This window comes from Paraburkholderia gardini (assembly GCF_907164575.1).
GTDB classification, from domain to species: domain Bacteria; phylum Pseudomonadota; class Gammaproteobacteria; order Burkholderiales; family Burkholderiaceae; genus Paraburkholderia; species Paraburkholderia gardini.
In genome coordinates, this window is the sequence record NZ_CAJQYY010000006.1 from 192,568 (window position 1) to 204,133 (window position 11,566).

General features: G+C 64.7%; 13 protein-coding genes. 2 read left to right on the top strand and 11 right to left on the bottom strand.

Annotated elements, in window-relative coordinates:
* Positions 1-10: 10 nt before the first annotated feature.
* Positions 11-961 (bottom strand): LysR family transcriptional regulator, encoded by a 951-nt coding sequence (locus tag LPA34_RS07220; protein ID WP_228976452.1) that lies wholly within the window; start codon positions 959-961, stop codon positions 11-13.
* Positions 962-1,148: 187 nt separating this feature from the next.
* Between LPA34_RS07220 and LPA34_RS07225 the strand changes: the two genes are divergently transcribed.
* Entirely contained in the window at positions 1,149-2,375 is a 1,227-nt protein-coding gene (locus tag LPA34_RS07225) for an MFS transporter (RefSeq protein WP_228976454.1), read from the top strand.
* 81 nt (positions 2,376-2,456) lie between these two features.
* On the opposite strand, the gene LPA34_RS07230 is transcribed toward LPA34_RS07225, so the two are convergent.
* The 9 genes from LPA34_RS07230 to LPA34_RS07270 form a co-directional block, all read right to left on the bottom strand.
* A complete protein-coding gene (locus LPA34_RS07230; protein WP_228976456.1) occupies positions 2,457-4,418 on the bottom strand; it encodes a relaxase/mobilization nuclease domain-containing protein in 1,962 nt (653 codons plus the stop codon).
* Positions 4,419-4,866: 448 nt separating this feature from the next.
* On the bottom strand, positions 4,867-5,454 hold the full coding sequence (locus LPA34_RS07235; protein ID WP_228976457.1) for a S26 family signal peptidase: 588 nt from the start codon (positions 5,452-5,454) through the stop codon (positions 4,867-4,869).
* Entirely contained in the window at positions 5,451-5,984 is a 534-nt protein-coding gene (locus LPA34_RS07240; RefSeq protein WP_228976460.1) for a DUF2840 domain-containing protein, read from the bottom strand. Before LPA34_RS07240 ends, LPA34_RS07235 begins: the two co-directional genes overlap by 4 nt.
* Positions 5,981-6,232 carry a chromosome partitioning protein ParB gene (locus LPA34_RS07245; RefSeq protein WP_228976462.1) on the bottom strand — a complete coding sequence of 84 codons (252 nt, stop codon included), beginning with the start codon at positions 6,230-6,232 and terminating at the stop codon, positions 5,981-5,983. Before LPA34_RS07245 ends, LPA34_RS07240 begins: the two co-directional genes overlap by 4 nt.
* The gene (gene parA / locus LPA34_RS07250; protein WP_228976463.1) at positions 6,229-6,867 is read right to left on the bottom strand and encodes a ParA family partition ATPase; all 639 of its coding nucleotides are present in this window, start codon (positions 6,865-6,867) and stop codon (positions 6,229-6,231) included. The genes LPA34_RS07245 and parA overlap by 4 nt, the downstream gene beginning before the upstream one ends.
* Positions 6,868-7,156: 289 nt before the next feature.
* Complete coding sequence (locus tag LPA34_RS07255; RefSeq protein WP_228976465.1) at positions 7,157-7,984, bottom strand: replication initiator protein A; 828 nt, start codon at positions 7,982-7,984, stop codon at positions 7,157-7,159.
* A gap of 26 nt (positions 7,985-8,010) precedes the next feature.
* Positions 8,011-8,307 carry a helix-turn-helix transcriptional regulator gene (locus tag LPA34_RS07260; RefSeq protein ID WP_228976466.1) on the bottom strand — a complete coding sequence of 99 codons (297 nt, stop codon included), beginning with the start codon at positions 8,305-8,307 and terminating at the stop codon, positions 8,011-8,013.
* 83 nt (positions 8,308-8,390) lie between these two features.
* Positions 8,391-9,155, bottom strand: a complete 765-nt coding sequence (locus LPA34_RS07265) for a DUF2285 domain-containing protein (RefSeq protein WP_228976468.1) — start codon at positions 9,153-9,155, stop codon at positions 8,391-8,393.
* 344 nt (positions 9,156-9,499) lie between these two features.
* Complete coding sequence (locus LPA34_RS07270; RefSeq protein WP_228976469.1) at positions 9,500-9,847, bottom strand: DUF2958 domain-containing protein; 348 nt, start codon at positions 9,845-9,847, stop codon at positions 9,500-9,502.
* Positions 9,848-10,225: 378 nt separating this feature from the next.
* Between LPA34_RS07270 and LPA34_RS07275 the strand changes: the two genes are divergently transcribed.
* Positions 10,226-10,516 carry a helix-turn-helix domain-containing protein gene (locus LPA34_RS07275; protein ID WP_228976470.1) on the top strand — a complete coding sequence of 97 codons (291 nt, stop codon included), beginning with the start codon at positions 10,226-10,228 and terminating at the stop codon, positions 10,514-10,516.
* 43 nt (positions 10,517-10,559) lie between these two features.
* Here LPA34_RS07275 and LPA34_RS07280 read toward each other — a convergent pair whose 3' ends face one another.
* Entirely contained in the window at positions 10,560-10,877 is a 318-nt protein-coding gene (locus tag LPA34_RS07280; protein ID WP_228976471.1) for a DUF736 domain-containing protein, read from the bottom strand.
* Positions 10,878-11,566: the final 689 nt, after the last annotated feature.

Here is an 11,566-nt window from a genome sequence, read left to right on the forward strand (position 1 = left end):
CGCTGCGGCATCAAGAGAACTCAGATTCCGTATCACGCGCACGGCATGACGCTTGGTGTTCATTCCATAGCACGTCCAGCTCCCCGAATTCGGCACTGATGAAATCCGAGAAGGCTCTGGCAGAAGGTTTGGCCGCTCGACCCGCTGGCAGGATCACGTGAATGTCGGCCGAACCCAGTTCCCAGTCGGGGAGTACTCGGACCAGGAGTCCACTTCGTAACTCCTTGAGCATACCGAGAGCACCCGCCGAAATAATGCCTAGACCGGCAACCGCTGCGGCGGTTGCACCTTCACCGCCATTCAGGATGAACCGTCCATCTACACGGACTGATGTGGTCTTACCGTTCTTCTTGAAAACCCATCCCTCCATCCCTCGGCCAGCCGGCCCGACAATGATCGAGAAATCGCTCAGATCGGAGGGAGTGCGTGGTACGCCAGCCTTGGCGAGGTAGTCGGGCGAAGCCGCCAGCACTCTATGCACGACGCCAACCTTTCTGGCGACGGCCGACGAGTCGCCCAGACTGCCGACACGCAGCGCAACATCAACGGCATCGTTGACGAGATCCTGTTTTTCGTCGTTCAGAAGGAACTCGACGCGAAGATTAGGATGCTGCTCGGTAAAGCGCGGTAGCCGAGGCAGTACGCATCTAAGCGCTAAAGACGTGGACAGCGCGATCCGAAGTACACCGCGCAGTTCCCCCGTGCCCCGAGCCGCGTGGTCGGCCTCGTCCAGTGCGGCGAGAATCGCCTCCACCCGTGCCAGATAGTCTGTCCCCGCCTCCGTCAGGGTGACAGCACGCGTTGTTCGCACAAGCAGCGCTGCACCGACCTGCTTTTCGAGTGCCGCCACGATCCGCGAGGCGGTCGGCTGGGAGATGCCCAGCTCGCGCCCGGCGATGGAAAAGCTGCCGGTCCGCGCGACGCGGGCAAACAACTGCAAGGAATAAAATCGGTCATTCATTCAGAAATTGAATTTAAGATACTCAATTCTTCATGCTACTACGAATTTCCCGCATAAGTTAGTCTCCGTTATTACCGTCGGCGTGCCTCGGCCGGGTTGATCTGCAGATCCAGCCATCACGCGATCGGAACTGCTGAAAGCCGATCACGGCGATCTAACGCGAAACTCCTCCCCCGCACAACTTCTTATGCCATCTAACCACTCCCCACAGGCCGAGGTCGCTACAAGTCTGCGTCAGTGGCTTTCCGCTATCGCGGTCGCTATCAGCGCTTTTGCCTTTGTAACTGCGGAAGTTCTACCGGTAGGCCTGCTCCCACAGATCGCAGCCGCGCTCGGTGTCCAGTCGGGTGTGGCAGGCCTCATGGTCACGGTGCCTGGCGTAATGGCAGCCTTTTCTGCGCCCACTCTGATGATCCTTGCCGGTCGACTTGATCGACGCAACGTGCTCCTGCTACTCACCGCCGTTTTGCTCGCGTCGAACGTCGTGTCGGCTGCGTCTCAAAATCTTGCGACAATGCTCGTCGGGCGTGCGATGCTCGGCGCTGCGCTTGGTGGTTTCTGGACGCTCGCCATTGCTGCCGCTGCGCGGCTCGTTCAGCCGCACGATTCTGCGAGAGCCACCGCAATCATTCTCACCGGCATCGCCTTCGCGACGGTAGTGGGAGTCCCTTTTGGCACGTTTGTCGCAACTCTTATTTCGTGGCGAGCGTCGTTCTTGGCGACCGGGGGGCTTGTCGCAATCGCGCTGGTCGCACAGGCGTTTCTTGTGCCATCTCTGCCGTCGGTAGCGGCCGTGAATGTGACCGACTTCATTTCGTTGGCGCACCGTCGGCAAATCCAGTTATCTATGCTCATGATCGCCCTGATTTTCGGCGCACATTTTGTGACGTTCACCTATATCGCACCACTCCTGCTTCAGGACTTCACGATCAATGAGATGACGCTGCTGCTCCTTGCGTTCGGTGTCATTGGATTTTTTTCGAACGCGATTCTGTCGGTAGCCGCAACAAAAAGACTCACGGCTTTCATTGCGGGACTGACCGCGCTATTGCTGTGCGCGATCGTGATGATGATGCTTTTCGAACACTCACGGATTGGTGAAAGTGTAGCGATGTTAATTTGGGGCATTGCGCTTGGTGCGTTGCCGCTCTTGTTCAGTATGTGGATTCAACGCACCACCGCGGACCTTCTCGAAGCAGGCTCGGCAATGTTTGTCAGTGTGATCCAGGTGGCGATTGCCGTAGGGTCTGCGGTCGGCGGTGTAATCGCGGATCACGCGGGAATGAACGTGGACTTTCTGGCGGGCGGAGGCCTTACCGTTGTCGGCTTGCTGATTTTGCAACGACTGAGTAATGTGCGCCACGGGATCGTGGAAACGCCCGTAAGACAAGGAAGCGAGCAATCTGTCGATTGACGCATTGGACAGGTCTCGCCTTCAGATCCAATGCGAAACCTACGCAATGCACATCGCAGATCAAGGATCTACCGCGTTCAGTCAGCCAATTGTTGGATCTCGTTGTCGTCCAATCTCCCAAGACACGCTACCATTGCGCACCTTCGCGGCGAGCTGCTGCCCAAACCTCGGCTCTATCACAGGCTTCCACGGCACCAGCGAGAAGCCCATACCGTCATCGAGCATCGCGTAGCGACCGCTGGCGAGCATGACGGAACGCCGGTAGATACCGACCACGCGCTGCCCGTCGGCCACTGGCCGATGCGCCAGGCCGGTTTCAGCGGCAATGTCCTTCGTGGCCTGCGCCAGCTCGCGCCCGCGCAGCGTCGCCAGCAGGTTGCGTGCGAGGATGACGCGCTGCCCACGATGCTCGGCCAATCCCTGTTCGGTCAGGAAGTCGGCGCGCTCCCGCAACGCGTCCTTGACCTCAGCACCAAAGCCCAGTTCGCCCAGCCCCTTGCCACCGCCGATCAACTGCTGGTCGAGCCAGGTTGCGCCGATCACGCGGGCCTGTCGTTCGATAGGCAGGTACGATTTCAGCTCCACCGCCACGCTGCCGCCGAGCCGCTGCGCGTCGTACTGGCGGCCTCGTTCCGCCAGGTCGCCTGGGATGCGCCAGACACCTTCGGCCTCGCGCTCGACGATGGCGGCACGGCGCAGGGCTTCGAGCCGGCGAACATGGGCGGCCACCACCTCGCGCGGGTCGCGGTCGGACGTAGCCTGACCTTGCGCGACGGCCAGGTGGTGATCGGTGCGGTATACGCCATCGACGGCCAACGCGGCGATGTTACGGTCAGCGGCGCGCACGTCGGTCGCGCCTTTCACTTCCACCACGGCACCGGTCGGGTACTGCTCCAGTTCCGACCGCGGCGGCAGCGCGACGTAGTGCGCCTTGCCGTCCGTGCCATCGACGATTAGGTAGCCCCTGTCGTGCAGCTCGTCGACCAGCCCCTTGCCGACGACGCGACCGACAACGGCGCGGCCATTCTCGCCGGGTTGGAAGACGGTCACCTCGCGTTGCCTACCGCTCATGGCCCGCTGCATGGTGCGGATGATGTCGCCGCGCTCACCCATCGCCCGCAGGGTCGGCTCAGCCTCGGCATGGATGGCCCACACGCCCGGCTGCGGCTCGGTCGCCAGCCCCATGCGCTGCAAGCGTTGCAGACGGCCGATTAGCACTTGCCGCTGGCGTTGCAGCCGGGGTTCGGCGAAGCGTTCGACGAGCACCAAGCCATCGTCGCCAGCCTCGCGCCGCAAGCTGCGATCCAGCCCCGTCCACCGCTCCTGATCGACTTCGCGCTGCATAGCGCGTTGCATCTCCAACTCGGTGCGCGGCCCCAGCCATTCAGTTGCCAGCTCCGATGCCCGCCGGCGCATCCCCTCGGCGATGTAGTCGCGGGAAATGATGAGGTCTTTGCCGGCGTCGTCCTTGCCGCGCAGGACGACGTGCGTGTGGGGGTTGTCGGTGTTCCAGTGATCGACCGCCACCCACTCCAGCCGCGTGCCCAGGTCGGCCTCCATGCGCGCCATCAGGTGCCGGGTGTAGGTGCGTAGGTCGTCGAGCTGTTCGGCATCCTCCGGCGAGACGATGAACCGGAACTGGTGACGATCGTCGGCGCCGCGCTCCTTGAACGCTTCGAGGTCGGCATCGTCGGTCGTCGGCCCGTAGGCATGGCCCGGCCCGCCCTGGCGATCGACGCCTTCGCGCTCGATGTAGCGAAGGTGCGCGGCGGTCGAATGCGGCCCAGCCTGCGCCAGATTCACCAGCCGGGCCTTGATCGTCACGCGCCGCGTATTTGCCCCAAGTCCCCGCCCAGCGAAGCGCGCCGCGACATGGCCGCGACCCAGCCGAGAACCGGGCCGCTGGCCGACCTTGCTGGCCGCCTTGCCGAGCTTCGCGCCGGCCTTGTTGGCCTGCCGCAGCACCTTGTTGACGTAGGCATCGCCGCGCTGTTTCGGAGCACCAGGCCGGACGCGGAAACGGTCGTCGTCGCGGTTGCTCATGGGGCGGCTCCATCCAAAACCGTCGCAGTCCAGCGGACGAAGCACGCGACTTCGCCAACGCCGATGCGGCGTTGCGCACCTTCGCGGCACGCTGCTGCCCCGTGGCGCGTGCCGCGCTCCCCCCACGTGCAGACAAGATTTTCAAGCGGCGATGTGCCGCGACCTTTTATCTTGCCCTCCGCCTTTGCCCTTCGCTGTCGCTCCGGGCGTCGGCGCCCCGGCGTCGCTGCGCTGCTCGCAGCCAGCTCGCCGGCGAACGTGACCACTGCCACAGGCCGGGCACGTTCGAGGTAAGACGCCTGCACGTGGGAAAGCCGAGCCAGAGGTCGCGCGAAGTGCGGCGCGAATGCGCTCGCACGACACGTGCGACGACATGGCGACGGCCAGCAGGACGACATGCCGGATGGCACGATCGAATGCACAACGCCATGCAACGAATCGGCAGCCATCATCGTCGCGTCTCCAGCCAGACCGGATGCGCGACACCGATCACGGTGGATGCGCTGACCGGGCCGAAATAGCGGCTGTCGAACGACGCCGGGTTGGTCGCGCTCAACAGGAACAGTTCGCCGGGTTCGAGGCGGCGGCACTGCTGCCAGAATGGCAGCGGCCGGCCTAGCCGATCGGCCCGCAGCACAGCGGCCGAAGGCACGCCGTCGATGCGGACGATGCTACTGGCGATGCACACCTTCTGCGGCGACACGGCGCCCACGCGTTTGAGCAACGGAACGCGCGTCGGCAGGTAGCCGCGCTGCGCTGCCAGCTCGGCGGCTTCGGCCGGCAGCGGAACAAGCACGATGCTGCCTACGGACAGCAGGCGTGGCAACGAGGAAGCACGATGGTCGAGTGGTTCGATGCGATACCAGCCGACCGCCACGCTGTCGGTCGGGTTGTAAGTCAGACGCGGCAACGGCGACATCCAGGACGCCCAGGCCAGCGCAGCGAAGCCGACGGCAGCCAATGTCGCCACGACGATGCGAGCGCGCAGGCGCGAGCGAGGACGCGACGCGGCGACAGGAGCAAAATCGGTCTTCATGACAGTGCCTTCCCGGCCAACCAGGCAGCATGCCGCTCGGCCGTGTACACGGGCAGCGGTAAGCGCGCAGCGAGCCGGTTGGCGAGCGTGCGCCAGTACGCGGGCGACACGTCGGCTGGCGCGATGCCTTGCGCCTCGATGGCATCGAACTGCGTCAGCACGGCGCGTACGACCGGCTCGCCCTCGGCGTGCAGCAGCAACCGCGCGCCGGGCCGCACGGCGGGGATGCGCTGTACCGCGTCCAGTGGCGTGCAAGCCTGCATCACCATGAGTTGCCAACGGATCGTGCCGTAGTCGTTGGCCTGCCAGCGAATGCGGCAGAACACGGCGCCCGGCAGGAACACTGCGACGCGACGCCAACGATCGAGCCGAACGGTGCGTGCCGGTTCGCCGAAACGCAGATACAGGTTGATGCGCTGCTCGATGTAGGCGAGCGATACGAGGGTCAGCGACGCGGTGCTGGTCCGGCCAGCGGACACCGCGAGCGAAGACAGCGGCGCGGCCGTGGCCGCCGAAAGTTGCGCGTTCATTGGGGGTTCTCCGGGAATTCGCGTTCCAGCAGCGCGCGCAGCAGTTCGGCCACCGTCACGCCGCGCGTGAACGCGGACACCTTGATGCGCGCCCGCATCGCGGGCGTGATGTCGAGGGTCAGGCGCGCGGTGTAGAGATCGCCTTTCTGGAGGCCGTCGGCATCGCCCTGGCGAACCCACGCCTCGGCGTGAGGGTTCGCCGGCGGACGTGCGCCGATGCCGATGCGTTTGCCGCGCGCGATCGTCATGTCGGCCACCGCAACAGTTCATCCGTAAGCGCCGCGATCTCGCGTGCGGCGGCGCAGTCGGGTGCTGTCTCGCTGGCAAGCCGGCCAGCGGCCACGCTGTCGGCGAAGACGATTCGCTGATGCACTTCCGAGCGCAGCGCCGGCAGCGGCTGCTCGGCGAGCGCGCTGCGCGCCTCGCGGCCGATGACGGTGGTGCTCACGCGCCGATTGACGACAAAGGCCGCGCGAAGCACAGGCCGGAATACCTGCGCTTCGCGGATCAGCGCCACCATCTCGGCAGACGCCCACAAGTCGTAGGGGCTGGGCTGCACCGGGATCAGCACGCGCTCAGCCGCCAGCAGCGCGGAGCGCGCCAAGGCGGCGATGCGCGGCGGGCCGTCGATGACGACGTGATCGGCGCGGCGGGCCAGCTCGGGCGCTTCCTGGTGCAGCGTCTCGCGTGCAAGGCCCACGGCGCTGAACAGCCGTGGCAAGCCTTGCTGGCTTCTGCGCTGCGTCCAGTCCAATGCAGAGCCTTGCGGGTCGGCATCGAGCAGGATGACGTGCGAGCCACGCATCGCCAGCTCGCCGGCGATGTGGGTGGCGAGCGTGGTCTTGCCGACGCCGCCTTTCTGGTTGAGCAGCGCGACGATCATGAGACGGTTCTCCATGACGGAAAACGGCTCGTTGATCGGCCGGCGAAACGCAACGGTTTGGGCTGTTGGCGTTGCCGTTGCTTTTGCGTTTCGGCAGTTGTCCACTGCGACGGCGTGGCTCTACTACCAGTTAGTGTTTTTAAGTTAGGTAAGTTAGAGAGCGCGTAAACCCACGCCGTTATTGGGTTTGCGGCCGATTTTGTTGCCTGATAGCACGAGGATTTGTTGCCTGATAGCACGATACCTCGCACGCCTGATAGCACGAGGCTATTCACCGCTTGTCCCCAAGTTATCCCCGTGCCGTGTACGGCACGGGCTGGAAGGTCAGCAGCTCCGCTTTGCGACCGGCCTTCCACTCGATGCCAAGCACATAGCCGGGCATGGACTGCTTCTTCACCAACGAACGCAAGTCGGCGGCGAAGTCGTAAAACCGGGCCATGCTGCCAGACTTGCGATACAGGTACGCGAAGTCGAACTGCCAGCCGCCGGCCTGGCGTCCGCCGTGTTTGCGCACGAGGCGATACAGCCAACGCTCGATGCCACCCGTGAGCCGAAAATATGCCGGGTCGATGGTCAGCACCAGCGCGGCATCGAGCACACCCGCATAGAACCAGTCTGGCAGGATCAATTCGATGCCCAGTGGCACGCCGCGCGTATCGGCCTGTTCCTTCCACTCGTTGATCCACGAAAAGCGATGCAGGCGCCGTCCGGTCGTTTCCCGGATCGACGTGGCCACCGTGGTCGATTGCAGACGATCGAGCGCGGCCTTGAGGCGCTGGTAGTCGCGTAGCGACGTACCGCGCCCGATGAAGCGCAGGATCTCGTAGGGTGTGGCCTGCATCAGCCGCGAGGTCGGAATGCCCGCGTCGCGGGCTTCGACGATCTGGCTGGCGGCCCAGATCAGAATGTCCGCATCCCAGATGGTGGCGATGCCATGCTCCGCTGTGCCTTCCACACGAATGGTCACGCCGCCGGCCTGGAAGTCGATCGGCGCTGTGCGCCGCGACTTCGCCAGCGAGAAAAACGGAAAGGCCATCAAATCCTGACTGTCGCGTGGCGCCATGTCCCCCGGCAGCGCGCGGAACAGCGCAAGCTGTTCGTGTGCCGGTCGGGACATGGCGATGGCCGCCCGCGCGCCGCCGGTCAGCGCGCACGGCTGTCCGCCGAGTGGCGCTCGGCGTACTCGGGATCGGACGTGGCCTCGAAACTGCGCTGGTCGGCCCAAGCGTCGAGGTCGGCGACGGCGTACATGACGCGCCGGCCGAATTTGCGGAAGCGCGGACCACCGCCGATCACGCGTTGTTTCTCCAGCGTTCGCGGCGATAGCCGCAGGTATTCGGCGGCCTCGTCGTTGGTCAGGTAGCGCGGCGGTTGGGCGGTTGTGGCGGGTTGCTGGGTGGCGGTGTGGGCGGCATAGGGCCGCACGGGAGCGGGTCGCATGGGGTGAGCCTCCATCAGTTGAGAGCGCCAGCCGCGACAGCGCGGCCGGATGGAGGCAGTCTCGGGAAAGATCGGCGACTTGCTCAGGGACGTTTTGCAGGCCCGTGCAAACGTCCCTGTAGGGTTGGCGCGTGCTGGAGTAGGCGGCGGTAGTCGCCACGCATCAGCACCGCGCCGCGCTGAGCGAGTCGGCGCACGCGGGCGCGCAGTGCGCTGTCAGCGTGCCAGTCGGCCGCGACGGTTGCCGACCCGTACAGCGATTCAGCCACCTCGCGCAACGTGGCGCCGGCCAGCGTGCCATCCAGCGTTTGCAAAGTGTGCGGCTCAAGCAGCGCAGCGCGACCCGGCCGCACCCAGCTTCGAGCCCACGACGAAGACGTGCTTCCCGTGAGCGGCGGCGAATCACCATCGTGGAGTGCGTGGACATAGGGCATGCCATGTTCCAGCGCCGGGGCAAGTGCGAAGCGCTGCCAGCGCCCCGGCAGCCAGGCGGTCAGTGACAGGTGCTGGCCGTCATGGAACAGGTGCTTGTGGCCGGCGATGCTCCACAAGTCGAACGGCACTGCGTCGCCCGCCGGTGCCAAGTCGGGATGGAACTGCATCGTGCCTGCCGGCTCGGAACACCACGCCGGATGCGCATCAAGCGCATCCAGGCCTGGATTCTCCAGCCGGTATAGGCCCCAGCGCCGGGCGGCAAAGACGGCGCTGGCACGGCGGCGATAGCGCCACCAGTCGCGGCGGTAGTCCGGGTTGCGACGCAGGTATTCCCAGGCGAGTGCCGGGCCGTCCAGATGCAGCACGTACAGGTAGGCGGCGCTGGGTTGCCAGGCTTCAGGCGAATCGGTCATGACGCGGACTCCTGTTGGACACAGGGCATCGCCGAGAGCGGCCACGAACCGAAGTGCGATCGTCAAAGCATCATGACGATCAGCAAGCGGTTGGGAAGATCAAGACCGTTTTGTTCCGGTGTATTGCGTGGCTCGTCCGGGTACGATGGCCGCGCGCACCGCTTTTGCGCGCGTGGCACCCGCTAGCGTGCATAAAATCGGGAAAGCGATAACGACTCTTTGGGTCTGATACGCACCCCGATGGTGCGGTAATCCCGATTAAGGCCGAGCCGGTCTCACGCAAGACCGAAATAGACACAATGCGCCAGGTTTGGCGATGGCTTGCAGGGCTGCGCCGTCGTCCATCAGTCCGGGATCGATCCATTGAGTTTTGCCAGTCGGGTGTATTCCGACAGGCAGCGCGTGGCCCGAAAAAAACGATCCCGCAGGACCGGCCGATTCAGTGGGCCGACGATGGATGCGAGATCCGACAGCCGGATCGTGCCCAGCTCGGGCATGCCGATGCCGACATCGCACAGACCCCATGCGGTATCGCTATCGGTCGGATCGAGCGCGGCCAGCAACCAGATCGCGTGGGCGTCCGGGGTGAACAGCCTGACCACCGGCATCGGATCGAAATTCGACGCAGCAGCGCGAGCGTGGCCGTTGGCCAGTAGTTGCGCGCGTTCGTCGTCGGTGATGAGGGGCGTCATGGTGATGTCCCCATGCAAGGATCGCACCGCGCAGTATCGGCCTGGTTTGTGTCAGCGCCGGTGCGAAAGCGCACGCAACCGCCAAGGGATGCATGCGCTTTCGCACGGATGAGCGTATCCGCCGATCCGCTTCCGTGGTTTCGTACGAAAGCACGGACACGCATGTCCACGCATCCGTTGAAGCGCACAAGCGCCGATGCGGATGTGTGGAAGCCAGTAAAGCCACGGATACACATTTGCGGAAATCATCAAACCCACAAAAGCGCCGAATCGGCTTTGCGCAACCGCGTAAAGCCTCCGGTGATGGTAAACGCAACAGCGCGTAATGAGTTATCTTTAACGTGGTTTTAATTGGCGTGTCAATCGACGCTTCTGCCTATGCAGAAGCGTTCCATTCAGCGCGGCCGCCCCACAGGCGCCACAACTTTCGAGGCCGAGCCTGCCAAGGCGTTCGGAGCCGCCGTGCGTGCCCTGCGCACGGAACGCGGCGTTGCACAGGAAGACCTGGCCAACCAGGCCGGTATCGAGCGCTCGCATCTAGGCAAGATCGAGCGCGGCGAGCACATGCCGACGCTCGTGCTCATCCTCAAGATTGCTCGCGCGCTCGGGTGTTCCTCTTCGGATTTGATGACGGAGACGGAGAGCCGCCTGGCGGCTCTCGGCTCCTAGGTGAAAGCGCCCCGCCGCACGGGGCGGGGCGCGGTGGTGGCGGTTAGTCGGCCGACTGCGGCTTGCTACGCGACCAGATCAGGTCGTGCGTGCCGTCCTCGTTCTCGATCAGGCGCGCATAGACTGTTGCCGGGAACGAAGGATCGTCCAGGGTCACGGACACGTAGGGCCGTTCGGCCTTGCTGACTTTCTTCCACGCTGCGCCGATGTCGTGGCCCGCCGCCTGCACACGGAAGTCGGGGGCGTTCTCGCTGTCGCCTTTGTCGTTGGGAACCAGCTTGACCTTGACGTTGAGCGTCAGGGTGCGGAGCGTGCCGGTGAAGCCGTCTTTTTCTGCGGTGAAAGTGCCGATGTTAGCCATGATGTTTCTCCTTTCGGTGAATCAAGGTCGCGCCAGTGCGTCCTTGTTGTGATCCGGCCGGCGGGGGATGGGCGGGCCGCACCGCGCAGCGGTCGCAACGAAGTGGAGAGCCTGAAAGCGAAAAGAATTTGCCCCGCGAGGAAGCCGCGCAGCGGCGGGGAAATTGTTTTCGCTGCAAGGTTGCGGTCATGAAGCCCAAGGCGCAGCCACACCCCCGCCAGGATTCACGACAAGACAAGGACGCACGGGCCGCCTGCTCCGAAAGGAGACATGACCGACTCGGCATCTCCGCGTGACGGCTTCGCCGGTTTGCACCCTGACGCGGGCAAGGCCAACACCCCAACTACCGGCGAGAACGTCCCTTGCCGCAACTTGGGGCAAGGGGCTTGAGGCGCGGCGTGGAAGCTTCATAGCGAGGCCGGGCGGCGCGTCGGTGAACCGTCCTTCGTGACGCACAGGCGGCGAATCACCAGCGTCGAGGACGGCACGCTTTCGCACAACCTGCGGCAGCAAGCCGGGGCGTAGCCCCCACACGCCTCGCCCTTGCGGCGGGGCGCTATCGAAACCTTGCCCGCGTCAGCGCGCACCGATTGCCGTATCGCGCGCAAAGCCGTTGCGCGCTCGCCCCCGGGGGGCGGCGGGGTAAGGGGGGGGGCGGGGGGGGGTTTTTTGTGGGGGGGTGACGCGGG